Source organism: Streptomyces sp. NPDC059582, assembly GCF_042735715.1.
Classification (GTDB): Bacteria; Actinomycetota; Actinomycetes; order Streptomycetales; family Streptomycetaceae; genus Streptomyces.
The window spans coordinates 217136-241011 of sequence record NZ_JBHWCC010000001.1; the positions used below are offsets into that span (position 1 = coordinate 217136).

Sequence of the window (23876 nt, forward strand, 5' to 3'; positions counted from 1 at the left end):
GTCACTCCCGTTCGAGCAGGTCGAGTGCGTTGGCGCAGAACACCTTCTGAACCGAGGCGTCGATCGAACTCGCTCGGCGATGCTGTCGATCGATGGCGGCGAACACCGCAGCAAGCGACTGAAAGTGCACGGCGGGTGCACCGGCGGCGAGATATCCGTAGCGCTGCCGGACCCAGGGCTTCTCCCAGTGATAGCGGTGCGCGGGTACGGCGATGTCTCCATGCCGTTTCGTCCGAATCATTCGGTACTTCAGCAGATTGAACGGTTCGTCCGAACCGAAGAGCACACGGTCGCTCCCGAGAATTCGCAAGGCCGCGGAGAGCACCGGTACCGATGTGACCATGGCAGTGTCGACGACGACATTCGGCCAACGACTCAGACCCCGCAGTGCGGCAACATACGGGCGGTCCGCGTGGGTGTTTCGCCCGGCATGGGCGAGGATCACCCGCAGAGAAGGATGCGCCCGCATGATGTCTTCGACTTCCCCGACGCAGTGGGACAGCGGACGGGGCACATGGAGAACAAGGGGTAGACGCAATTGCTCGCAGAGCGTGAGCACCTCGTGGGGAAAGAATTCCAGAATCTCCCGATACGGGGGCTCTCGGTAGTGGGGATATGACTTCACGGCCCGATACGCACCCGACCGGAGCTGCCCGAGCGAGTAGTCCAGGTCGTCCGGCAAGACACACAGCGCCGGAAGACGACGGCTGTCCGCGTGGCCGCGTACATAGTCGTTCGCCGCCCGGTGGTCGAAGCCGTGCTGCGGCTGCGGCATCCAGATCCGCGTCACCTCTCGTTGGCCGTAGAGGTGTTCCAGAACCCCTGCATCGTCCTGAAGATCCCATCGGGGGAAGGACGAACGCCGCTGACTCCAACCGACATCGGAGAACCCCCGGAACGTACCCGGACCGGCCAGATGCGCGTGCACATCGACCACCCGCGACGGGAGCCTCCGAAGGACCACCTCACGTAACTCCTCCTCGCCGGCGGATAGTTCGCACCTCGCCCACTCGGCATAGCGCCGACTTTCCGATTCGGTCGGCCTCACCGCGGCAGCACACCCTCCAACGAACCCGACGCTCAGGCACAGCGGACTCATCCCCCGCGGCGACGGCCGTCACTCCTACGCGGTTCCATCCCGGTCCAGCGGGCCACCACATCGGTCACGTGGCCCCGCCCCAACAACGGAGGGCCCGCCGCGGGGCCGCGTCCCGGTGAGCCGCGGCTTGGCCGACAGCGACGCGCGGGAGTGGATTGGAAGGAGGGGTAGGGGGTGCAGACGTGAAGGCACCCGGGGGTGTAACAGCGCTGACCGAGATCCTCTCCGCTCGGAGGCCTGGGACCTGATCGCCGAGCCCCTCACCCGCGGCCTGCGGTCTGCCAGGCCGGCCCACCGCCGGAGGTGCGTCGAGCGGCCCATCCCGCGGGACGCCGCGTCGACCGGAGCAGCGTCGGCCGGACGCGTCCCGGCCTGCGGACACGCTCGACCGTCCTGACCGGCTCGCCGGCCGCGCCGCCTCATTCGTCGCCACCGCTCCTTCGCCCTCGTCGCTTTCCCACGGCCGGAAGCATCCGCTCTGCTGTCAGGCTCGCCGACGCCACGCGCGTGGATACGAACCGTTCCCGGGCCAGTGGCTCGCTCACCGCATCGATGAGCGCTCCGTCGCACATGGCCGTCTCAGCGCGGCGCGGCGCTTCGGCGTCGTGTCGCGAACCGCGCCAGCGGAAGCCACGTGGCCGTAAGGAGGAGCGCCACACCGCAGACGGCGGCCGCCGTCCACGCGACATCCAAGCCCGTCGCGGCCTGCGTCACGGAGTCGGCGGGGGACGCTCCGGCGAGGCTCAACACCGGTTCCGGGTCCTCCGGTTCGCACGCCCGGCAGGTCGAGCGTCCCCGCCACCCGGTCTCGGACCGACCTGACCGGTCTCAGAGTTGGGCGGCCGGCTCGAGGGCCTCGACGGCCGCCGCCGCGGCGGCGGAGTCCTGACCGTAGAAGATGTCGATGTCGACCTCCTCGCCACCCATGGTGAGGGTGTCCCAGGCGCCACTGAGCACCAGCATGCGCAGCGTGCTGCCCTCCAAGGTCCCCAGCCGTTCCAGGATCGCCTCGTCGTCCGGCATGCCGGGCATGCGCGTCGCCAGTCGGGAGCGGATTCCGCGCAGCCGCTCCAGCAACGTCGCGGTGTCCGCCTCGCGATCGGGCTCCTCGGCGATTCCGTCGATGCCGTGCGCGATGATGTCCTTGATGGCCCAGGTGGCGCCTTGGTCGTCGGTGGTCACCATCGCCTTCCAGGCACGGCTCTTGTGCCGGTACTGGAGCATCGACATGGCGGCCTCGTGGCGCAGGAAGTCCGCGTCCCGGAAGGGCTTCCCGTTCCACGCTCCGTTGAGGGACCGTGCGAGCGAGATCGCGGAGGCCAGGCCGCTGTTGAGTCCCCGACCCGGCCAGAAGTGAATCGCGTTGGCGGCATCGCCCAGCAAGAAGCCGTACGTCCCGGTGGAGTTGGCCGTCGGCGGCAGCAACTCAGCCGTGAAGCGTGGGCGTTGCACCATGTCCAGGCGGAAGGAGGTGACCGCGCTCAGGTCATCCGGCTCGACGCCGAACAGGCGCAGCCCCTCGCCGACCCGCTTCCACAGGGCCGAGCCCCTGATGAGAGCCGGGAGGAAGAGGGTGCTGTGCGTGGAGCACTGGAAGTCGCCGTGCTCGTCGCGCCCCATCAGGCAGGGGCGTGAGGCGATGCACTCCTCGAAGACGCGGCGCACCGGGTCGATGCCGACGACCTCCGCGGTCTCCGCGTCGGTCAGGCGCATGTTGAGGAAGCCCTCGCCACGCAAGGAGTTGAGCAGGAACCGGTTCTGCCCGACGGTCAGCAGGACCGCCATGGGGTCGGTCAGACCCGATTTCACGCGCAGTCCGAGGACCACGTCCTGGAGATGACGGTCGTTCAGCGAGTAGATGGACTCGTCCGCCTTGCCGAACTTGGCGGCGAAGTGCTCACGGGTACGCGACCGGCCGCCGTCGCAGATCGCCAGTACGTGCTGGGTGGCGAGGGCGTCCTGCTGCTCGTCGATGTTGAACCGGGCGGGGACGAGCCGGATCCGGCCCGGCTTCCCGTTGGCCACTTCCAGAAGCCGGTCCTCGATGTAGGCGATGCGCATGTTGCGCGGGTGGTGATCGCCGATCGAGTCGGGGCCGGAGGGCCACATCTCGGTGTAGTGGTCAGGGTCGAAGAGCAGTGCCTGCACCTCCTCGGGCAGGCTGAGGTACTGGCGGCTCTGTACGGTCACCACCTGCTGGCGCCGCACGTTGCCCTGGCTCTCGTCCTTCCAGACGATTTTGCGGCCTTGCTTGCGCCACCGGCCGTCGTAGACCGTGATGTTCACCTGCGCGCCGAGGAAGTGCTCCAGCAGCAGGGCGAGCGACAGGCCGACGGGGCCTCCGCCGGCGATGGTGACCCGCAGCACCGGCCCGTGTTCGACCTCCTCGTCACCGTGGGTCAGCGACCTCGGCAGCGACAGCGCCATGATCGTCTCCATGGCGTCCGCGACCTCGAAGCGGAACTCCTGGTCTCCGATGGTTATCTCGTCGCCGGGCTCGAGGAGGCGGGAGTCGATCTCCTCACCGTTCACCAGCGTTCCGTTGCTGCTGCCACAGTCGCGCAGCACGTAGCCCTGGGTGTCGTCGAGGACGATCTCCGCGTGGAAGCGCGAGACGCTCAAGCTGGAGATGACGACGGTGTTCTCGGGGTTGCGTCCGAAGGTGACCTGGGTGCCGATCACCGGTATGCGTTCTCCGGCCAGCAGTCCTTCGCGTGCAACAAGCACCGGCGCCACAGCACTTCCTTCCGAGGTTGACGAGGTTGCTGCTGCCGCGGTGCCACCGAAACGCACCGTGGCGCGGGCGTGACCAGGCAGCGTGTGACGGGTAGGACGGAGCGATTCGATCGACGTATTTGATCGGCGAATGGCCCAGTTTTGACGACAGCATAGCGTCGCTTGACCGGTACAGATGACCCATCATGCTCTCTTCCGAAGCCGTTCGGGAGAGGCCTTTCGGCGATGCTGGAGCGGAACGCGCCAGGGACGTCCCGGTCCCTGTGCGGCCCACGCGTCGCCCGCTGACTCGATGTCAGCCGAGTGACGATGCACGTTGGCGATCGATGACGGATTCCGCCCTGTTCCGGCCGGCGGTATGGCCGGATTCGGGTCGCAGTTGCTCTGGAGCGACGGCCGCGTGCGCACCACCCGCGGTCGGCTTCGCGCCGGCGGATGCGACCGGCGCGCGGGGAGGCCCCGCGGGTGCCGAGACCGGCGGCGGCTCGCGTCCCCACTCGTAGACACACCCCGCGCCACGAACTCACCCCGCACCACGCACACCCGGTACGACTGGACGGACGCCGCCCGTCCCGCTGGAGAGCTCTTGCCCCACTCGACGCCTCCCCGACCGCCGACGAACCCGCCGAGCTCCCCCGCCGGCGTCCCCCGCGCCCCGCACCCGGCATCGACTGCCGGTGCCAACCCCGCCCGACTCGGCACAAGTTGACCGTCTTCGCCTACCTCACCCCCGCGCTCCGACCTGCCCGTACGAGGCCCCCGTCCCGTGCGCGCCAGGTCCTGCACAGCAGAGGCGAACACCGTCGAATGGATGTACGTTTGGTCGTACTGGCTGTGTGACCGCCGTCGACGGCCGAGCAAGGAGCGCCCGGTCCGCATGTCGGCGTACCGGAAGGGGCTCCGCATGACTTCGCAGCAGGTGCCATCGCATGGCCGACAGCGCGAACGGGCAGTCTGGCCCGTCCCGCTGCTGACGCTCTCGCTGGTGGCCGCGGGCCTGGGCGGCGCCTACACCTCGCGCGCCGCGGTCGCACCGGAAGCTCCCGCTTCGGCGGCCACGAGCACGGCGGCGACCTGTGTCGACAAGGTCTACGCGGGGATGACCGGGTCGCAACGGGTCGGTCAGCTCTTCATGGGGGGCATCAACGCCTCGAAACCGGACCAGAAGCGGGTCCAGGTGCTGCGTCAGTACCACGTCGGGTCGGTGTTCCTGGCCGGACGGAGCAAGTCCGGTACGAAGGCGACCAAGTCCCTGGCCGACGGCCTTCAGGCGAAGGCGGACACGGTGTCGGGCCATCGCGTCGGCCTGCTGGTCTCCACCGACCAGGAGGGCGGCCAGGTGCAGGTGCTGTCCGGCCCTGGGTTCTCGACCATACCGAGCGGGCTGGTGCAGGGAAGCTGGTCCACCTCGAAGCTTCGTAGTTCGGCCGCCGTGTGGGCGAAGCAGCTCAAGGCCGCCGGTGTGAACCTGAACCTCGCACCCGTCGCCGATGTGGTCCCGGCAAGCCTGGGCAGGAACAACGGCCCTATCGGCCGGTACGACCGCGAGTTCGGCCATACCGCCACGACCGTGACCTCCCACAGTGGCGCCTTCGCCGCGGGCTTCGCCCAGGCCAAGGTGCTGGCCACGCTCAAGCACTTCCCGGGACTCGGCTACGTCCGCGGCAACACCGACACCACGGCGAACGTGGTGGACTCGGTGACGACGACCAGGAGCGCGAGCATCACGCCGTTCAGTTCGGGGATCAAGGCGGGCGCGCCGTTCGTCATGATCTCACTGGCCAAGTACAGCAAGATCGACTCGAAGCACCAGGCCGTGTTCTCCTCCACCGTGATCCAGGGGCTGCTCCGCAAGACCCTGGGCTTCAAGGGCGTGGTGATCTCGGACGACCTCGGGAACGCGGTTGCGGTGAAGTCCGTGCCCGCCGCCAACCGCGCCGTGAACTTCCTGTCCGCCGGCGGTGACCTGGTCCTGACCGTGGAACCGAACCTGGTCCCGGCCATGGCCAAGGCCGTACAGGCCCGGATGACGCAGTCCGCGGCCTTCCGGACCCAGGTGGACCAGAGCGTCCATCGCGTCCTGACCGCCAAGCAGAAGGCGGGCTTGCTGTACTGCGGCTGACCGCGGGCTCTACCAGCGAGGGGCGCCTTCGGCGAGCTGGAGTTCACCCCTGCCGAAGGAGAAGTTCTCGTTCGGTACCGGAATCAGCGCCACGAATATGTCGTCGGGTGAGGCGCCGAGTGCCTCGACCACCAGCTTGTTGATGGTCGAGGCCACGGCCCGCTTGTCCTCCAGCGGGCGGTGAGCCCCGAGGAGCACCGTGATGATCATGGCGTCGCTGCTGCGCTGCATGCCCATGAAGGTCGGATCCAGGAACAGTTCGCTCTCGCCGTGCTCACTGATCATGATGAACCGGTCGCCCTCGGGAATGCCGAGGCCCTGTACCAGCGACTGGTTGAGGGCATCGGCGAGCGCGCGCTTCTGCTCAGGCGAGTAGCGGTCGGCCGGTATGTGGGCGTTGAAGACAGGCATCGGACTCTCCTTCTGGAGGCGCGGGTTGCGACTGCGGAAGCCGCTGTGTTCTGTTCGGTGTCCGGTGGGTTCCGGCGCCAAGGGCGGACCCGGCGGCACGGCCACGTTCGGGACGAGGCGGCGGCTCAGCCGCGCAACTCCTCGGCCCCCGTCAGCAAGTGCTTCTCGATGAGCGCCACCGTGCGGGCAGGGGTTTCCATGGGCGGCAGATGGGCCGCGCCGTCGAGGACGCGGCGGTGCACGTCGGTGTACTGGGGGACGATCTGCTCCTCGGTCACGGCAGCGGTCAGAACGGGGTCGAACTGGCCGGTGAGGACGAGGACGGGCCGCTCGTATCCCTGGACCTCGTCGGACACGTCGTCCTGGGTCCAGGTGCGGAGGTAGGCCCGCATGACCGCTGGATCGACCGCTTTGCGGGACGCCTCGTTCACGTAGCGGACGAAGCCCGTACCCAGTCGACCGCCGGTCACCGCCGAGATGACCGCGGCTCGTACGTCCAGGCTGTCCGTGGCGCCCTCGAACAACCTGGCGCTGTCAGCGTCGAGCGGGAAGGCGCGACTGGGGACCGCGCACAACAGCACCAGGCCGCTCAGGCGGTCTCGGACGTCCGGCTGTCCGGAGACCCACTGCGCGGCCTGGCCGCCCATGGAGTGCCCGACCAGATGGAACTCGTCCCATCCCAGCGCGTCGGCGACATCGACGAGATCGCGCCCCATCTCCCGGACGCCGAAGTCACCTGTCAGGCCCCTTGACGATCCGTACCCGCGGAAGTCGGGAAAGACCCACGTGAATCGTTCGGCGTCGAGAAAGGGCATCATGCAGTCATAGCTTTCATGGCCGGCGAGCCAGGAGTGAGCCCAGACGACCTTCGTCGCTCCGCTGCCCACCGTGTGGTATCCAAGAGTCATGTGAGTTTCTTTTCGTCGGGTCGAGAGCTTGAGTACGACGAATCCGGACGGTGAACGCGTTTCCGGTGACAGGGGCCGAACCGCTCTCGACGACGGAGCGCCCTCTGCGCGGGTGGCGGATTCAGACGGCCGCCGAGGGGAAGACCTCGAGACCCTCGATCACGTCACGCCCCTTGGCGGTGTCCGCGTACAGTCGCGCCTCCGTGATCAGGCCGTCGACCACGGTGAACAGCAGGCAGTGTTCATTCTCCATCGTGCGACCGTTCTTCGCCTTCGCCCTGGCCCGGACGGGAACCACGACATGTGATCCGGCGTCGAGGACCGCGTGCGCGTCATACTCGAAGTACTCGTAGTAATGATCGAAAAGGTCCTGATAGAAAGCGACGAACCCTTCCTTGCCGTGGAATGTTCCGCCGTAGGGCAGGGACGCGGGAAAGTCGAAAATCACGTCGGACGACATCAGAGCCACAAGATCGGTCGAATCGTTCTTCGCGAATCCGGAATAGGCTCGTCGACAAGCATTCACGATCGCTTTGTTGTCCGACATGCTTCCTCCATAGCGAGAGCCGAAGCAGGTGTGGGGAGAAACTTCCGCTGTCGATCCAGGTACCCCCGGGCCCGACCGACCACCTACCTAAGTCTCTATCTGAAACTCAGGCAAGTCAAGGCTGGGTTCCAGATGGGAACCTTGCAGTACCGTTGGATCCACGAGCGAGGACCACGAGCGGCGAAAAATCGGTCTTGTGGAACTGCAGCCACCCGTCGCCTTCCATAAGATGTGAAAGGTGTACGCGCCTGTCACCACCCAGGGAGCACGCTAGCCGCGGGGAGTGATCGGAATGAGCTGGTCGGCCACGGTTCGTTACGACATGGAGCCGGCGCCGGAAGGGCTCGCCTTCGTGCAGGACCTCATGAACACCGTCCCGGCCGGCAAGCCGCGCACCCGGGACCTGCTCGCGGACGCCGGCGAGGCCCAGGCCTGGCTCACTCGGGCACTGTCGCAGTGGAGCCGTTGCACCGGCACCGCCGCGGCCGGGTTCGAGCTCGGCCCGGACGGCCACGAGGATCTTCGCGCCTTCCGTGACGCCCTGCGCCGCGCAGTGGAACACGGCAGTGACGACGCACTTCCCCCACTGCACACCGCGGCCATCGCGCTCCAACTCGGCGGCAACGGGCGGATACGCCCGGAGCCCCGCGGTACCGGATGGCGTCGGGTTGCGGCCCTCGCCCTGATCGAGGTCTTCCTGGCCCAGCGGTCGGGCACCTGGCAGCGGTTGAAGATCTGCCGCAACGAGAAGTGCGGGACGGCGTTCTTCGACCGGTCACGCAACAACAGCGGCGTCTGGCACGACGTCAAGGTCTGCGGCAACGCGGCGAATCTGCGTGCCTACCGGGCACGGCAACGAGCTCGGGGCGAGTCGCAATCACAGTCACAGCCGTAGTCGCAGTCGCAGTCGCAGTCGGCGCCGTGTCGTAGTCATGGTCACGCCGTAGTCGCAGTCGTGCCGTAGTCGTGCCGCGTGAGCCGCCAGGTGCACGTCACCGCGTCTTCCGCAGAAGGTTTCGCGGCGACCGACGCCATCGAAATACTCCCTATCTGGAATCAATGGGGACATAACCTTGTTCGAAAGAAGCAAAGCACATACGCCCATGTCGTACGAGAGTGGATACGAGGATCGCTCGCCATCCCGGCCGCTCCGTACGCATCACTCCCCCGGCAGTGGGCGTACGCGGCGCAATGCCGTTCCCCCTGCCGCCTCTCACCTGACGGAGAGTCTCCGATGATCATTGATGCCGCGGAGCTGGATGCCACTCACGCGTACAAACTGCTGGTCGGAAGCATCATCCCGCGCGCTGTGGCTTGGGTCAGCACGGTGTCCACGGAGGGCGTCGCCAACCTGGCGCCCATTTCGTTCTTCACCGCGGTCGGGCGGAAACCGCCCATGGTCTCGCTCACCCTGCAGCCGCAGGCGGACGGCGTCACGCTGAAGGACACCTTCGTCAACATCCGTGACACCGGCGAGTTCGTCACCAACCTGGTGACACTGCCGCAAGCACACGTCATGCACGACTCGGCGTTCGCGTTCGACCGTGACGTCGACGAGTTCGAGGCACTCGGCCTGGGCAAGGAGCCGTCCCAAGTGGTGCGCGCGCCCCGCGTCGAAGGTGCGCCGATCTCGTTCGAGTGCGTCGTCGACCGCATCATGCCCGTCGGGGACGCGGGCGATCAGGTGGTGTGGGGCCGGGTGGTGCGCTTCCACATCCGAGACGACCTGTACCTGGAGCGTGGACGGATCGACACCGCCGCGGTGCCGGCCGTGGGCCGACTCGCCGCCGAATACACCCTGGTCGACAACGTCTTCTTCACGCCCCTCGACGAGGAGCTGCTCACCACCCGGGAAGGCCGAAGGATGCAGCGCCTGGACGCGCGGCCGACCGACTGGTCCCCGATCGACACCAAGGCGTGGTCCCCGTCGGGTGCGACGACCGCCCCCGGCGAGCCGGCACAGACATGAGAGCGGGATGGGCCGCGGTGTCCATCCGCGGCTTCCTGGACTGATCCGTCGAGGGATCTCGCCGAATACCCATTTCATCGAGGAGGTTGTTCATGCTGGAGCGCGAGGACGTGGAATTCGAGGCTGACGGCGGTGTGACGCTGCGCGGGTGGCTCTTCCTGCCGGACGGACCGGGTCCGCATCCGGCGATCACGATGGCCCACGGCTACGCGGCGGTCAAGGACCACGGACTGGAACCCTTCGCGAAGGTCTTCGCCGGGGCCGGGTTCGTCGTTCTGCTGCACGACCACCGCACCTTCGGGGCCAGCGACGGCGAGCCGCGGCAGGACGTGGACCCTTGGCAGCAGGTCGCCGACTGGCGGCGGGCCATCTCCTACCTGGAGAGCCGACCCGAGGTGGACGCCGGCCGGATCGGCCTGTGGGGCAGCAGCTACGCCGGCGGCCACGCGATCGTCCTGGGCGCCACCGACCGTCGGCTGCGGGCCGTGGTCTCCCAGGTCCCGACCATCAGCGGGTACGAGCAGGGACTGCGCCGCGTCGCTCCTGATGACGTGGCGGGACTCGAGGAGTCCTTCGCCGAGGACGAGCGGGCACGCTCTCGCGGTGAGGCTCCGCGCACCCTGGCCGTCGTCAGCGGAGATCAGGCGGTGGCCGCGTCGTACCGGGCGCAGTCGGCCATCGACTTCTACCTGCAACCGAAGCCCGACGGCGTGTGGGAGAACAAGGTCACGGTCCGTTCCACCCGCGCGGCCCGCATGTACGAGCCGGGAACGTGGGTCACGAGGGTCTCCCCCACGCCGCTGCTCATGGTGGTCGCTCTCGACGACACGGTGACCGTCACCGACCTGGCACTCGCCGCCTACGAACGTGCGCTCGAACCGAAGCGGCTGCAACTGCTCCCGGGCGGCCACTTCGACCCGTACACCACCCACTTCGACCAGTCGAGCGCCGCCGCCCTCGCCTGGTTCCGCGAGCACCTCGCGGGACAGGCGAACGGCTGATCCCCCCAAGAGCGTGACGTGGTAGACCCGTCCGGCCCGATCAGCGGCTCCCTGCGGCCGACCACCGGGACGCGCGGAAAGAACGGGGGAACTCATGGAACGAACGAAGCGGAAGGAAGCCAATATGAGTGACCTACTCTCCCAGGCCGTCGAAGCCCATGGCGGGGCCGAACGGTGGCAGGCGCTGACCGAGGCGCGGGCCACCCTTGTCAGCGGTGGTGACCTGTTCGTCATCAAGGGCCTGCCGCAGGACGTCACGCCGCGCACGATGACTGTCCGGCTGCACGAGGAGCACGCCTCGGTGGAGCCCTTCGGGGCTCCCGACCAGAAGACCGACTTCACGCCCGGACGGGTCGGGATCAGGAAGCTGGACGGACACGTGGTGACCGAACGCGACGACCCTCGGGCGTCCTTCGCCGGACACACGCTGGAGACCCCCTGGGACCCGCTGGACCGCGCCTACTTCAACGGCTACGCGCTGTGGACCTACCTCACCACGCCCTTCCTCCTCGCCATGCCCGGATTCACGGTCACCGACATCGAGCCGTGGCGAGAAGGTGACGAGGTCTGGCCGGGACTGCGCGCCACGTTCCCGTCCCGGTTCGCCAGCCACAGCACCCACCAGGAGTTCTACTTCGGCCCCGACGGGCTCCTGCGCCGCCACGATTACCACGTCGACGTGGCCGGCGGATTCGCCGCCGCACAGTACGTCTACGACTACGTGGAAGCGGACGGCATCAAGCTGCCCACCAAGCGCCGCGCGTACCGCCGCGACACCGCCGGCCGGCCGCTCGTGGGCCAGGTCATGGTGTCGATCGACCTGAGCGACGTCCACTTCGGCTGAGGTCACCGCACGAAGCGGTACTTCAGGTGGGTGGCGAGGGACGTGCCGACCACCCTCACCGGCTCGAGGTTCCGCCGCCCGGCGACTAGTTCCTCGAAGAGCCGTAGTCCCGCTCCGAGGAGCACGGGCACCACATGCAGTTGCAACTCGTCGATGAGTCCCTCCCTGAGGTACTGCTGCACCGTGCTCGCCCCGCCCGCGATGTCGACGTTCCTGTCCCCGGCGGCGGCCCTCGCCCGGTCGAGGGCGCTGTGGATGCCGTCGGTGACGAAGGTGAAGGTGGTACCGCCCTCCTTGACCAGGGTCGGCCGGGGGCGGTGCGTCAGCACGAAGACCGGGGCCCGGAACGGCGGGTCGTCGCCCCAGAACTCCTCACCCGTGTCGTACATCATCCGGCCCATGACCACCGCTCCGGTGGCATCGAACCACTCGCGCATCAGCTCGGAGTCGCGGTTCTCCTGCCCGCCGGTCATGCCCTGGCGCTGCCGCCAGCTCGCCAGGTCGTGGATCCACTCGAAAAGCGGTTCGGCACCGTCGCCTCCCGGATTGTCGATGGTCACGTCGGTGCCGGCGACGTATCCGTCGAGGGAGATGGCCATGTCCGCGGTTACCGTCACGATGGAATGCTCCTGAGATCCTGGGACGTACGTGCCTTTCACTCTCACGTCGATCGGGAACCGGCGCATTCGACACCTCCAGCGATCCGCGACCCACGGCCCACGGCCCGCGATCCGCGATCCGCGATCCGCGATCCGCGATCCGCGATCCGCGATCCGCGACAGCTTGCGCCCGTCAGAGGCTGGCAGGGGCAGGGGGAACACGACGCTCCGGGACCTTGACCCTCAGATCGGGCCCACCCGCGGTGCCTCACCCCGACTGGACGTCAGGCTGGAAGGACTGATCCGTCGGCCGAGTTGCCCAGTCGGGCCAGGGCGGCCGTCACGAGTGCCGCCGTTCCCGTCTCCAGCGTCAGACGGACGCTGGGCAGGTAGCGGGGCGAGTGGTTGCCTGGCAGGCCGCGGAACTTCTCGGCGGCTCCGGTGCCGGGGGCGGCCGCCCACTGGGCGGGTCCGACGGCACCGAGCATCCAGTACCCGCCACGGATGCCGGGGCGTCCGTGGAGGTGGGCGCCCGCTCCGGTGAGCAGGGGGAAGTCCTCGGTGGCCGAGGTGGCGGGCCAGCCGGTGACGCGGGCGGCGCCGAAGGCCGTCACATGGGCGGAGCGGACGGCGGTCGCGACGTCCGGATCGGCGAGAGTGATCCCGGAGCGGGACGACTCCGTGACGGTGACCCGCGGCGGCAGGGCCGCGGAACCCGCCTCGGCGCGGGCCACCCGCTCCACGGCCGAGGCGGCACGGTCGAGCGCCGCCTCGGAGAAGGCACGGACCGTCACGCGCAGCACGGCCTGCGAGGCGATCACGTTCCCGGTGTGTCCCGCGTCCGTGGTCCGCAGCGAGGAGGCGGTGACGACCAGCCGCTCCGCGGGGTCGGTCTCGCGGGCCGCGACGGCGGGCAGCCGCGTCACGACCCCGGCCGCGGCAAGCAGGGGGTCGGCGGTGAGGTGTGGGGTGGCGGCATGGCCGCCGTCGCCCTCGAAAGACACCTCCAGTGTGAGACTCCCGGCCAGTACCGGGCCCTCGGCGTGGGCCACCATGCCCGCCGGGAAGGCCGCCGTGTGCTGGGCGAGGACCACGTCGGGCGGGGTGATCCGGTCGTACAGACCGTCCTCCAGCATGGCCCGGGCACCGCTGAGGGTCTCCTCGGCGGGCTGGCCGACGACGAGAAGGGTGCCGTGCCAGCTGTCGCGCCGGGCCGCCAGCCAGCGGGCGGCGGCCGCCACGCAGGCGAGGTGGGCGTCGTGGCCGCAGGCGTGCATCACGGGGACGGGGCGCCCGTCCGGTCCTGGGGCGGTCACCGTGCTCGCGTAGGGGACACCGGTCTGCTCGGCCACGGGCAGGGCGTCGAGCTCGGCGCGCAGCAGGACGGCCGGGCCGTCGCCGTTGGGGAGTTCGGCGGCGACTCCGTGACCGCCGAGTCCGCGCAGTACGCGGAAACCGTCCGCCTCCAGCCGGTCCGCGAACCCGGCGGCGGTACGGCGTTCGGCACCGGAGAGTTCGGGATGCCGGTGCAGATCGAGGTACAGCTCGATGGTGGACGGCAGGAGAGTCTTCAGGCCGGTCAGGGAGCGGTCGGGGTCCGTGAGGGTGCCGGATCTGTCGTGGTCGCTGGTCACGGGCGGGGCTCCTGGGGTGTTGGCCGGGGTGGCTCATAGGTGGAGTGGCGGACGGAGAGGTGGTGTTGACGGGTAATCACAGGTGAAGTGGCGCTCGGCCAGGTGGTGTTGGGGATCGGCGGCGAACCGTGAGGAACTGGTGCGGTGCCGGCCGACATGTGGCTCACGACGGAGTGGCGGGCCGTGGAGGGGAGTTGGGCGGCGTCGTGGTTCAGGGGCATCGGCGGAGTTGCCGGGGGCATGCGGGTTCGGAGGTGTCAGCGGGGTGACAGCGGAGAGCCAGGGGGCTGACGTCGCTGCCGCGTAGAAAGGTGGAGCCCGAGGTCTTGGCCTCCGGCAGGTTCAGCGCATCGTCGGCCGGGGCTGTCCCGGTCGGCGGCCGGTCCCCGGACTCACAAGGAGACACCATGGCTGACAACACCCTCGCCTCCCTCGCCCAGGAGATCCTGGACCTCGAGTCGGAGACCTTCGAGATCACCGACTACTCGGACGCCAGCGAGGTCATGCTCGGCTCCTCCACGAGCTGCTCCTCCACCAGCACCTGCTCCAGCACCACCAGCACCACCTCCTGCACCGCCTGACGTCCTTCGTCGGGATCGACGGTCCCCGGCGCGCGTGCGCGCCGGGGACCGTCCACGTCCACATCCACCGTCAGGCCCCGGAGCGCGGCGCTTGTCCCCCGCGTCTCGACCTCGAACTCCCCCTGGCCTGAATGGACTTAGTCGGTCACGGGAACGGGTGCGGCACCCGCCGCAGGTCCTCCTCCCGCAGCGGCGCCGGGACCAGTCCGGCGCGGTGGGGCGCGGTCCGCAGGCGTGGCATGTGCAGGGCACGCTGACGCAGCCAGCCGAAGTCGATCGGCAGCAGTCCGGGGGCGAGGGTGGCCACCGTACGCAGTCCCATCCGGCGCTGCTCCGGTGTGGTCTGGTCGACGGCGATGACGTCGCAACCGGCGCCGCCGAGCAGGTCGCACAGGAGAAGCAGGTCGTCGCGGAGGTCCTCGGTGCGCGGCCGGCCCTCCTCCCAGCCGGCGAACAGCTCGACGAGGGAAGCGACGCGCGGCGGGGCGAGGTAGCTCGCGGCGTGCCGGCGCATCGCGGGCAGCCCGAACAGCGCCGCATGGTCCGGCAGGCGCTTGACGAGGCCGAAGTCCTCCGTCATGGCGGCGAGTTCGGCGGGCCGTTCGGCGACCTGGCCGGGCAGGTGCGGGATGTAGGTGAGGATCTCGGAGACGGCGGACTCGACGGCCGTCTCCGGGTCGAAGGAGGCGCCGGCCGCGAAGGCCAGTGTTCCGGGCCCCTCGTCGCGGCGGACCGCGAGGCCGGTGACGACGGGTACCGGCAGATCCACGCGGTTGTCGAAGACATGGACGTCGTAGCCCTGGAGCGCCGCCCGTGCCACCATCGCCCGGACCTTCGGACCGCTGACCGAGGCCAGGTCGATCTCCGGCAGGGGCAGGTCGCCGTACCAGCCGAGCAGGAAGGCGTCCCGCTCGATGAGCTCCAGGAGGCCGAAGAAGACGGCCTCTTCCCATGTACCCCCGGTGGCACAGCCGTTGGAGCACTCGAAGACGAAGTTGTCCTCGCGGGTGCCCGCGCTGTAGTACACCAGCCGGGCGGGGACGAACACCGGACGCGCGTCGCGCAGCGACCAGCCGGTGACCCACGGCAGGGGCCGGGCCGGGTCGAAGGGCTCGACCATCGGGTCCTCGGCGTAGGTGCGGGGCTCGTAGAGTCCGCACACGCGTGGGTCGAGGGCCCGGTCGCCGAGTTCGTCGAGGGAGGCGGTGACGACCGGTGCGCGGTGGCGGCGGTGGGTGCCCGCGTACCGCTCCAGACCTTCCAGGAACGCCAGGTCGCGGCTGTTGGCGTAGGAGTTGGCCTGGCCGCTCCAGGTGACGTCGGTGAGTCCGGCGTAGCCGCGCATGAACACGCTGCCGGCTACGGGCGCGGTCGTGGGCGAGGTGACGTCGATCCAGGTGCCGCCGCCGAGCACCCCGCACACCGGGTTGGCGAGGCCCTTGACCGGCAGGGGGTAGTCGGCGGGGCCGCGCAGCCGGTAGGCGTCCGGGTTCGGTTTCGGGCGGGAGGAGGGTGGCCCCTGGGTGGCCTCCGCCGCGGCCTGCCGGGCGGCCTCCTCGGTGAACGGACGGCAGTACGGGCACATCGGCTCGGGCACCAGCGGGAAGGTGCGCACCCGAAGGGTCTCCAGGTCGAGTTCGGTGATCCGGGGCAGTGCGGTGTCGGCGCCCTCGGCGGTGTGCCGTGCGGCACCGGTGGCTATCAGACGGTGCAGGGACCATACGGCGTCCACGATGTGGTCCGGCAGTACGGGCCACGGCCCGGTCGCGGTGGTCTCCGTGCCGGTCTCCAGGGCCTCGCGTTCGGTGCGGGTGCGCAGCCGCTGACGGCGCATGGCCAGGCAGGTTCCACAGGCGGGACCTGCCTCGGGGGCACCGCCCCAGGGGCCGAGCAGTACGGCCTGGGCGGTGAGGTGGACGGCGGCCGCGCTCGGCGGCACCGCCTCCCCGTCCGGGCGGGCGGTGACCGTTTCCGCACGCTCGTGCCCGGTGGGCATGTGGCCGTGCCCGGTGGACATGTGTCCGTGCCCGGTGGACATGTGGCCGGACCCGGTGGGCATGTGGCCGGACCCGGTGGGCACGGGCTCGAAGACGTCGGGCGTGTGACCGAGGACGTTGGCGTCGCCGATGCGGGAGACGGCCGGTGCGGGCAGGCGTGCCGCTGCGGCGCGGGCCGCCAGTCGGGACTGGAGGTCAGCGCGGGCGGTCTCCAGGGGCGAGACGGCCGGCGCGGGGGCGGTGACGGTGGTCATGGCCGGTTGCTCCAGCGGAAGATCCGGGTGGCGATCAGCCCGAAGACCAGCGCGAACACGGCGAGTCCCGCGCAGTCCACGGCGATGTCACCGAGGTCCCCGCGGCCGCCGAAGGCGTCGGTGACCCCGTCGTTGAGGTAGTGCAGCGGCAGGACCTTGGCGACGGTACGCAGCCAGCCGGGCATGAGGTCGTCGGGGAAGAACGAGCCGGACAGGAAGGCCATGGGCACCATCACGATGTTGGCGATGGCCGCGACCGCCTCCGGGGTGTTGGCGACGCTGCCGACGACCAGTCCCATGGCGAGGAAGGCGGTGACGCCGAGCACCAGCAGCGGAACGGCCGCCCACCAGGGGCCGTTGAGCTCGAGGCCGAAGAACGGCAGCAGGGCGACAACGGTGAAGAGCACCGTCTGGACGAGGGCGACGCCCAGTGCCACGGTCCAGCGGGAGGCGAGCAGGGTCCGCAGCGGGGTCGGGGTGCGCCAGATGAGGCGGAGCAGGTCGTCCCGGCGCCACTGCATCAGGGCGAAGCCGACGGAGAACACCGCCGCGTTGCCCACACCCCAGGAGAGCACGCCCGGGGCGATGTAGTTGATGGACGACATCCCGCCGTCGACGTGCTGGCCCTGGAAGATGAGGCCGAAGAGGACCAGGAAGGCGAGCGGGAAGGCGAAACTGAAGAAGAGGGTCGTCTTGTCGCGCACGCTGGCGACGTAGGTGGCCCTGGTCAGTGCGGCGTAGGCGCTCAACGGTGGTGCTCCGATCCGGTGCCGGTCAGCGTCAGGTAGGCGTCTTCGAGGGTGGGGGTGCGGACGGTGACCGTGTCGATGTCCACGAGGTCCCCGAGGGCGGCGAGGACGCGACTGGGGACGGTCGTCTCCAGGGCGAGGTCGTCGCCCTCGACGGTGGCCCGGTCCACGCCGTCCAGCGCGAGCGCCGCCTCGGGTGAGAGGTCGGCGGCGGGGACGAGCAGCCTGGTGGGGGCCGCGAGGGAGCGGATGAGGTTGCGGGGTGTGTCGAGCGCGACGACCCGGCCGCCGGCGATGATCGCCACCCGGTCGCAGAGCGCCTCCGCCTCCTCCAGGTAGTGGGTGGTGTAGATGATCGTGCGCCCTTCCGCGCGCAACGAGCGCAGCACGTCCCACAGTTCGCGCCGGGCCTCCGGGTCGAGGGCGGCCGTCGGTTCGTCCAGGAAGATCAGCTCGGGTTCGTGCAGCAGCGCGGTGGCGACGGCGAGACGCTGGCGCTGACCGCCGGAGAGGTGGTCGACGCGGGCGTTCTCCTTCTCGGTGAGGCTGACGCGCTCCAGTGCGGTGGCCGCGGCCGCCGGGTCCATGCCGTAGAGCGCGGCGACCGTGCGCAGGTGCTCGCCGGCGGTGAGGCGGGCGAAGAACGCCGATGCCTGCGTCTGGACCCCGATCCGCGCCAGCAGCGCGGTGTCGCGCGGCCAGGGGCTCTGCCCGAAGACGGTCACGGTGCCGGAGTCGGCCTCGCGCATGCCCCCGACGATCTCCACCAGGGTGGTCTTGCCGGCGCCGTTGGGGCCGAGGACGCCGAAGAACTCGCCGTGCCGTACGTCGAGGCTGACATCCTCCAGAGCCGTCACCTCCCCGTACCGCTTGGTGACGCCCTCCACGGCGATGACCGTCTCGGTGACGGTCTCGCCGGGGACGGTCTCGGTCTTGCTCTCGGGTGCGCTCATCGCCTCTTTCCTCGGGTGGTTCCGTGGGCCCGGGACATGCGGGAGCGGTCCGGTGCCCGTCGCCGGGGCTGGGTGTCCCGGCGTGGCGGTGGGGGGTGTGGGACTGGCACCCGGGCGCCTCGGGGAGGAGGCGGGGGCACGTGCGCCGGGTGAGGTCATGGGGGTGGTCCCGGCGGGCGCGGGTGCCGTGGCGCGCCGGGAACGGCCGAACGAGCCGAGCGCCCACAGGAGCAGTACGGCGGCGAGCAGGGCGACCGGCAGCCACCAGGCCGGCGTCGCGAGGTCGTCCGGCAGGAGGGCGCGCAGCGCGGCACCGCACAGGGCGAGGAGCGCGGCACTCTGTACGGCGGTCAGCAGGGCGAAGCCGCCGTACAGGACGCGCAGCCGGGGCGGGTACGCGGCGAGGCCCGGGCCGCGGCGGAACAGGGCGCGGACCGCGATGCCCGTGAAGTCACGGCTGCCGGTGGCGAGTTGGGTGACACCGAGGGCGTGGCCGAGGGCGCGGTATCCGTCCAGGGGTGGCAGCGGCAGCAGGTTGGCCAGCGCGGAGACCGCGCCGAGCAGGAGCAGCGCGCCGAGCGCGGGGCGGGCCTGGGCCTGTGCGGGCAGCAGCGCCCAGACGGGATAGAAGGGCACCAGGAAGAGCAGGTTGGCGAAGACTCCGGCACCGGCGGTGGCGACCTTGCGGGCACGGCTGCCGAGGAACTGGACGTCCTCCACGGTGCAGTAGAGGTAGGTGGCGCCGAGGATCCAGCGCAGCCCGATCTCGGTGACGCGACCGCCCCAGGCCCGTGCGAACAGGCCGTGGGCGAGTTCGTGGAGAGCCAGGCTGCACCACAGGACACAGCCGACAGCGAGCAGCAGCACGGGCTGCCGTGCCGTCTCCTCGGTCTGCCGCCACAGGGTGCCGGCCTGGACGGTGACGGCGGCGAGCAGCGCGACGGCCGACGCGATGAGCGGGGCCAGCACGACGGGCCTGCGGACGGGGGCGGTGACCCGGTGCAGCCGGTCCATGAGCGCGGGCGCGTCGGCCACCAGGCGGGTCCGCCCGGCGAGGATGCCGCTCGGCGGGTGGCCGGCTGCCGACGCGGCGGGCTGCGGTGAGGGGACGGCGGCCGGTGCGGGGCCGCCGTCGAGGAGGTCGCGGCCGTGCAGCAGCCGGAGCATCTGCCCCCACTGGGCCTCGCCGAGACGGGCGCCGAACTCGCCCGCGTACGCCTCGCCGATCTCGTCGAGGCTGCGGCTGCCGTCGAGCCGGGCGATGATGAAGTGCTCCTTGGGGCCGATCTCCAGGCGCCGCCCGGTGCGCGGGTCCATCAGCAGATGGATGCGACCGGTGCCGCGCACCAGACCGGGGCCGAACACGACGTCGCCGCGCACGCGCGGCCGGGCGGCGAGAAACGCGCCGGTGCTCGTCATCCCTCGTCCCCCGACACCCGGCCGCCTCTCGGCGCGTCCTCGACGCCCGGCGCTTCCTCGTCGCGCAGGGCGCGGGCCAGGACGTAGGAGAGGAAGGCCTCGTCGCGGATGGTCATGCTCAGCCGATTGTTGGTCATGTGCATGTACGGCGAAAGCAGCATGGGCAGCGCGTGGGCGGGGTCGGTGGGGCGGATGTCGCGGCTGCCGTCCCACGCTCGGAAGGTCAGTTCGCCGAGCAGAGTCAACTCCTGTGCTCGGTCGCGTAGTTCGGCGCAGTGCTCGGCCCAGCCCCGCAGGAAGGCCGGGAGCCGCTCCAGTTCCCCCTGGGACACCGCGTCCCGGATGCGGCGGAAGCGCTCCGGAAGGCTTGCGCCCATCTCGGTGTAGGCACGGTCGTAGCCCTGGGTCGCGGTGTAGTTCGTACCGTCGAACGCTCCGTTCCAGAAGGCGTGGTAGCGGTCGAGGAAGGCGAGCAGAGCCTCGTCGTCCTTGAGGAACGTGCCGGACATGACCATCATCAGCTGAGCGGACAGCCCGAGGAGCACGGTGCGCAGGTGGAGGTTCATGCTGCGCGCGGCTTCGACGACCAGGTCGCTGGATCGCTGGAAGTGCCATTCGGCGAGTGCGACACCGCTGGGGCCGCCGTACTTGCCGTACTCGGGCTCGTAGGGCCGGTCCTCGAAGGAGTTGTTGGGGCGCAGCCGCATCCGCCCGTCGGGGCCGAGGAACTCGGCGCGCTGGTCCTCGGTGTACTCCAGGGTGAACAGGGTCTCGTACAGCTCGGCGAGGAAGCCCGCCTTCACCTCGTACAACGCCGGGCGTTCGCGCAGGAATGCGGCGAGTGCGGCATGTGTCCGTTCCCGGACGACGGGGGCGTCGGCGGCCCGCCGGGGGCGCAGGCGCAGCCGCAGATGCGGGCCCTCCAGCCAGTAGTTGATGAAGAAGTACCCGGCGAGCAGGCCCTCCTCGGTGAGGGCGTCCACCAGCGGCTTGACGCACTGCAGGAGCAGCGGGCGGGGGCTGGCGGCGTAGAAGACGTGCACGGCCAGCCAGTCGCCCTGGGCGTCGTCCGCGTGCGCGCCGGGAACCTCGGCGGCGCGCGTACCCGGGGTGACGGAGGAAGCGGTGGGTGTGGTCATCGATTTCGGTCCTCTTCGGGCAGGCCGGCCGGGCCGGGCAGCATCTCTACGGCGAGTTCGGCGACGTGCCGCCCGCGTGGTGAGGTGACGTGGAGTTCGCTCTCGCCGGGCAGCATCTCCTCGAAGACGGTGCGGGCCCGCTTGCCGGCCAGGAGACCTTCGAGTGCGGTGAGGGAGAGCGGACTCTCGAAGTCGACGTACTGGGGCTTGGAGCCGCCGAACCAGGCGCCGCCCTCGCCGGAGGTCTCCTCGTGGACGGTGGCGAAGACCCGGGCGGGCAGCCCGTGCCGGACGCGCCAGCGGTGCCAGGTGAGGTACCACTCGCCGTCGGTGGCATCGAAAACGCGCAGCGGGAGGCTGCCGTCGGCCGCGGTCCAGGAGCGCCGCTGGAGCACGAGGGAGTGGTGGCGGACCCGGGGACGTCGGGTGACACCCCCGTCCTCCGGCCCGGCCGGCACCCCGCGCCACACGTCCGGCACGGACCGGGCGGTCGGCGAGAACAGCAGCAGGGTGCGCGGGATCTCGGGCAGCACCATGGGGACGAGGTAGCCGAGGTAGAGCGGGACGACCTCGCGGTCCAGGCGGCGTGAGCGCAGGACGAGCCGGTCGGTGTCGGCGTCGTGCACGGCGTGGAGGTCGTCCAGGTGCAGCCGTGCCTCCTCCGGGGCGGTGCTGTGCTCACCGGGGCAGACGATCTCGTAGTCGGTGAGCCGACCGTGGAGGTTGAGGTTGGTGGTGGCGGCACCGGCGGTGATCTCGGCGAAGACCGCGCCGGGCGGCAGCAGTCCGCGCAGCTCCTCGCGCAGCGCGTCCGTCAGGCCGGTGTCGTCCGCGCCGTCGTAGCAGTGGGTGAAGCGGGTGAAGGGGAAGCACAGGCCGCCGAAGGAGTCGTTGAGCACGACCAGCGGATCGCCGTCGCGGCGGGCCAGTTGGAGGAAGTGGCTGTGCGGCTGGAAGGCGGGCGCGGCGGCACCCAGCGCTTCGGCGACCTCGTGCACGACGGCGTCGTCGAGCACGAACTCCTCTGATCCTGCGGGTAGTTCGGCCCAGATGGTGCGCATCCGGGCGGTGAGGGCCGCGCGCGCCCGGTCGACGGCGGTGATCTCCGGCATGCCGAGCCAGTTCTCCTCCGGGGCGTGGCTGCCGTCCGGGAGGCGGTCGTCCTTGGTCGCGGTGAACTGGAGGTACTGGCGGAAGATGTCCTCGTGGAAGTCGTGGACCAGGCGCAGCAGGTCCTCGCACCGACCGCCGCGTCCGAAGCGGGCGAGGAAGAATCCCTTGAGGGTGAGCCGCTGGGGCAGCGCGACGTCGAAGGCGGGCAGCACCCGGCCGATCGAGCGGAGCGGGGCGGCGGCGAGCGCGGTCCACTCGGCGAGGCCGGCGGTGGTGGTGCCGGCGGACACGTCCTCGTAGACCAGGGTCTGCGGCAGCACGGGCCGTTCGGCACCGAGGTCGGTCTGGAGGGCGAGGAGGTCGGCGCGCAGCGTCCTGAGCAGGGCACGCCGGCCGGGGACGTCCGCCTCGGGGTACCGGGCGAGGACATCGGCCGGTCCGTCCAGGCGGGCGGCGAGCTCGTCGGCCCAGGGGCGTTCAAGTGCGCGCAGTGAGCTCTGGAAGGCGCGCAGCGGCTCGTGGTCGTGAACTCCGACGGCGAGGCTGGGCAGTTGCAGCATGCCGAGGTCGAGCAGGGCCGTGAGGTAGTGTCCGGCGGCCTCGTCGCCGGCGCCGGTGGTCGTGGCCAGCCAGCGGGCCAGGTCGCCGTGGCGGAGGGTGCCGTCGTGGTCCCGCAGCCGGGCCAGCATGCCGTCCAGGGTGCCCCGGCGGCGGAGGAAGAGGAGCCGGTCCTGGGCGGCGTCGAAGCTGACCGGGGCGCTGTCGTCGCCCGCGGTGACGGCCCGCTGGACGTAGCGGACACGGTCGTCGTCCAGCTTCCATCCGGAGGCGAGGGCCACCGGCAGATCGGCGCGGCGCCGCGGGTCGGCGGCGACGAGTTCGGCGAGCCGGGTGAGCACGACGACGTTGAGCCGGCAGTGCCCGGTCCAGTCGTCGCCGACGCGGGTGGCAGCCGGTGTGCCGTCCGTGCCCGCCGCCTCGAAGCCGCCGAGGGCGACGCCGGTGAGGGTGCTGAAAGGGCTGGTCTTGCACGCGGTGCGGTAGACGTAGGAGAGCAGTGAGCGCTCCATCTTGCGGGCCCGCTTGCCGGGTACAGGAGCGGGGTCGGCGGCGAACGCGTCGAGCCGTTCCTCCAGGGTGGGCGAGGCGAGCAGCAGGCCCCGGCGCAGCCGGTCGTCCAGGGCGAGTTCGCGCAGGGCGGTGCGGGTGCGGGCCAGCCCGGCCGCGAGGACGCTCTCGCCCTCGGCGCGCAGTGCGGCCCAGCGGACGCGGGCGTCGAGCCAGGTCGCGAGGTCGGCTCCGGTGCCGCCGCCGATCTCGGCGGCCAGGGCGCGGGCCGCGTCGAGGTCGTTCGGCAGACGGTTGTTGAAGACGCTCCGGCGCAGCGCGAGCAGGCGGCGGCGCAGCGCGGCGTCGTCGGTGGCGCCGACCACGGCGGACAGCGGGTCGCTGAGGGCGGCGCCGAGGGCGGCGAGCCGGTCCTCCTCGGCGGCGGCCCGGGCGGCCCAGTCGGCCGCCTCGGGGGTGCGCAGGGCGACGACGACGTCGGCCGGCAGACCCGCGACGCGCAGCATGAAGCGGCCGTGCAGGGCCGCGGACTCACCGGTGGCGGTGGGGTCCTGGGCCGGGCTGGTGGCGGTGGGGCTCACGCCCTCCCCCTTTCGTGTGGGGTGTGCTGCCGTCTCTCGTGTGGGGTGTGCTGCCGTCTTTCACGTGGGGTGTGCTGTCGTCCGTGGACGGCCCGTCGGGTCGACGTGCGGCCCCGGGGCGGGACGGGGCGTCGACGCCGGGCGGGGACTCG

At 70.5% G+C, this 23876-nt stretch carries 18 protein-coding genes; 6 read left to right on the plus strand and 12 right to left on the minus strand.

Translation table 11 applies throughout. The features are described from left to right. Position 1 precedes the first annotated feature (1 nt). Together ACFV0T_RS00990 and ACFV0T_RS00995 are read right to left on the minus strand one after the other, a co-directional pair. Positions 2–937, minus strand: a complete 936-nt coding sequence (locus ACFV0T_RS00990; protein WP_385772998.1) for an amidohydrolase family protein — start codon at positions 935–937, stop codon at positions 2–4. Between the two features lie 990 nt (positions 938–1927). Then, the gene (locus ACFV0T_RS00995) at positions 1928–3826 is read right to left on the minus strand and encodes an FHA domain-containing protein (protein WP_385773000.1); all 1899 of its coding nucleotides are present in this window, start codon (positions 3824–3826) and stop codon (positions 1928–1930) included. 913 nt (positions 3827–4739) lie between these two features. Here ACFV0T_RS00995 and ACFV0T_RS01000 point away from each other — a divergent pair. Then, positions 4740–5957 (plus strand): glycoside hydrolase family 3 N-terminal domain-containing protein, encoded by a 1218-nt coding sequence (locus ACFV0T_RS01000; protein WP_385773002.1) that lies wholly within the window; start codon positions 4740–4742, stop codon positions 5955–5957. A gap of 9 nt (positions 5958–5966) precedes the next feature. Here the strand turns inward: ACFV0T_RS01000 and ACFV0T_RS01005 are convergent, their stop codons facing one another. From ACFV0T_RS01005 to ACFV0T_RS01015, 3 genes are all read right to left on the minus strand, one after another. Beyond that, positions 5967–6368, minus strand: a complete 402-nt coding sequence (locus ACFV0T_RS01005; protein WP_385773004.1) for a tautomerase family protein — start codon at positions 6366–6368, stop codon at positions 5967–5969. Between the two features lie 125 nt (positions 6369–6493). Beyond that, positions 6494–7276, minus strand: a complete 783-nt coding sequence (locus tag ACFV0T_RS01010) for an alpha/beta fold hydrolase (RefSeq protein WP_385773006.1) — start codon at positions 7274–7276, stop codon at positions 6494–6496. 121 nt (positions 7277–7397) lie between these two features. After that, positions 7398–7823 (minus strand): nuclear transport factor 2 family protein, encoded by a 426-nt coding sequence (locus ACFV0T_RS01015; RefSeq protein WP_385773008.1) that lies wholly within the window; start codon positions 7821–7823, stop codon positions 7398–7400. Between the two features lie 292 nt (positions 7824–8115). Between ACFV0T_RS01015 and ACFV0T_RS01020 the strand changes: the two genes are divergently transcribed. The 4 genes from ACFV0T_RS01020 to ACFV0T_RS01035 all read left to right on the plus strand — a co-directional run bounded on the left by ACFV0T_RS01020 (position 8116) and on the right by ACFV0T_RS01035 (position 11637). Then, positions 8116–8718, plus strand: a complete 603-nt coding sequence (locus ACFV0T_RS01020) for a CGNR zinc finger domain-containing protein (protein WP_385773010.1) — start codon at positions 8116–8118, stop codon at positions 8716–8718. A 339-nt stretch (positions 8719–9057) separates the two neighbouring features. Further along, positions 9058–9792 (plus strand): flavin reductase family protein, encoded by a 735-nt coding sequence (locus ACFV0T_RS01025; protein ID WP_385773012.1) that lies wholly within the window; start codon positions 9058–9060, stop codon positions 9790–9792. Positions 9793–9884: 92 nt separating this feature from the next. Then, entirely contained in the window at positions 9885–10793 is a 909-nt protein-coding gene (locus tag ACFV0T_RS01030) for an alpha/beta hydrolase (protein ID WP_385773014.1), read from the plus strand. 124 nt (positions 10794–10917) lie between these two features. Further along, positions 10918–11637: a hypothetical protein gene (locus tag ACFV0T_RS01035; RefSeq protein ID WP_385773016.1), complete on the plus strand. Its 720-nt coding sequence runs from the start codon at positions 10918–10920 to the stop codon at positions 11635–11637. Between the two features lie 2 nt (positions 11638–11639). Here ACFV0T_RS01035 and ACFV0T_RS01040 read toward each other — a convergent pair whose 3' ends face one another. Both ACFV0T_RS01040 and ACFV0T_RS01045 read right to left on the minus strand, forming a co-directional pair. Then, a complete protein-coding gene (locus tag ACFV0T_RS01040; RefSeq protein WP_385773018.1) occupies positions 11640–12254 on the minus strand; it encodes a dihydrofolate reductase family protein in 615 nt (204 codons plus the stop codon). 266 nt (positions 12255–12520) lie between these two features. Then, complete coding sequence (locus ACFV0T_RS01045) at positions 12521–13870, minus strand: amidohydrolase (RefSeq protein WP_385773020.1); 1350 nt, start codon at positions 13868–13870, stop codon at positions 12521–12523. A gap of 407 nt (positions 13871–14277) precedes the next feature. On the opposite strand from ACFV0T_RS01045, the gene ACFV0T_RS01050 reads away from it, so the two are divergent. Beyond that, entirely contained in the window at positions 14278–14451 is a 174-nt protein-coding gene (locus ACFV0T_RS01050; RefSeq protein WP_031179489.1) for a thiazolylpeptide-type bacteriocin, read from the plus strand. Positions 14452–14596: 145 nt separating this feature from the next. On the opposite strand, the gene ACFV0T_RS01055 is transcribed toward ACFV0T_RS01050, so the two are convergent. The 5 genes from ACFV0T_RS01055 to ACFV0T_RS01075 form a co-directional block, all read right to left on the minus strand. Then, the gene (locus ACFV0T_RS01055; RefSeq protein WP_385773417.1) at positions 14597–16468 is read right to left on the minus strand and encodes a TOMM precursor leader peptide-binding protein; all 1872 of its coding nucleotides are present in this window, start codon (positions 16466–16468) and stop codon (positions 14597–14599) included. 230 nt (positions 16469–16698) lie between these two features. Beyond that, positions 16699–17451 carry an ABC transporter permease gene (locus ACFV0T_RS01060; RefSeq protein ID WP_385773022.1) on the minus strand — a complete coding sequence of 251 codons (753 nt, stop codon included), beginning with the start codon at positions 17449–17451 and terminating at the stop codon, positions 16699–16701. Then, positions 17448–19823, minus strand: coding sequence for an ATP-binding cassette domain-containing protein (locus tag ACFV0T_RS01065; protein WP_385773024.1), 2376 nt, complete (start codon positions 19821–19823; stop codon positions 17448–17450). The genes ACFV0T_RS01060 and ACFV0T_RS01065 overlap by 4 nt, the downstream gene beginning before the upstream one ends. Beyond that, on the minus strand, positions 19820–20962 hold the full coding sequence (locus tag ACFV0T_RS01070; protein ID WP_385773026.1) for a lantibiotic dehydratase C-terminal domain-containing protein: 1143 nt from the start codon (positions 20960–20962) through the stop codon (positions 19820–19822). Before ACFV0T_RS01070 ends, ACFV0T_RS01065 begins: the two co-directional genes overlap by 4 nt. Then, the gene (locus ACFV0T_RS01075; protein ID WP_385773028.1) at positions 20959–23724 is read right to left on the minus strand and encodes a lantibiotic dehydratase; all 2766 of its coding nucleotides are present in this window, start codon (positions 23722–23724) and stop codon (positions 20959–20961) included. Before ACFV0T_RS01075 ends, ACFV0T_RS01070 begins: the two co-directional genes overlap by 4 nt. Positions 23725–23876: the final 152 nt, after the last annotated feature.

What these genes read in the sequence shown, in the direction of transcription:
- ACFV0T_RS01000 (WP_385773002.1), top strand. Translation starts at nt 4,740, where the DNA reads ATGACTTCGCAGCAGGTGCCATCGCATGGCCGACAGCGCGAACGGGCA.
- ACFV0T_RS01005 (WP_385773004.1), bottom strand. Translation starts at nt 6,368, where the DNA reads ATGCCTGTCTTCAACGCCCACATACCGGCCGACCGCTACTCGCCTGAG.
- ACFV0T_RS01010 (WP_385773006.1), bottom strand. Translation starts at nt 7,276, where the DNA reads ATGACTCTTGGATACCACACGGTGGGCAGCGGAGCGACGAAGGTCGTC.
- ACFV0T_RS01015 (WP_385773008.1), bottom strand. Translation starts at nt 7,823, where the DNA reads ATGTCGGACAACAAAGCGATCGTGAATGCTTGTCGACGAGCCTATTCC.
- ACFV0T_RS01020 (WP_385773010.1), top strand. Translation starts at nt 8,116, where the DNA reads ATGAGCTGGTCGGCCACGGTTCGTTACGACATGGAGCCGGCGCCGGAA.
- ACFV0T_RS01025 (WP_385773012.1), top strand. Translation starts at nt 9,058, where the DNA reads ATGATCATTGATGCCGCGGAGCTGGATGCCACTCACGCGTACAAACTG.
- ACFV0T_RS01030 (WP_385773014.1), top strand. Translation starts at nt 9,885, where the DNA reads ATGCTGGAGCGCGAGGACGTGGAATTCGAGGCTGACGGCGGTGTGACG.
- ACFV0T_RS01035 (WP_385773016.1), top strand. Translation starts at nt 10,918, where the DNA reads ATGAGTGACCTACTCTCCCAGGCCGTCGAAGCCCATGGCGGGGCCGAA.
- ACFV0T_RS01050 (WP_031179489.1), top strand. Translation starts at nt 14,278, where the DNA reads ATGGCTGACAACACCCTCGCCTCCCTCGCCCAGGAGATCCTGGACCTC.
- ACFV0T_RS01055 (WP_385773417.1), bottom strand. Translation starts at nt 16,468, where the DNA reads ATGTCCACCGGGCACGGCCACATGCCCACCGGGCACGAGCGTGCGGAA.
- ACFV0T_RS01065 (WP_385773024.1), bottom strand. Translation starts at nt 19,823, where the DNA reads ATGACGAGCACCGGCGCGTTTCTCGCCGCCCGGCCGCGCGTGCGCGGC.
- ACFV0T_RS01070 (WP_385773026.1), bottom strand. Translation starts at nt 20,962, where the DNA reads ATGACCACACCCACCGCTTCCTCCGTCACCCCGGGTACGCGCGCCGCC.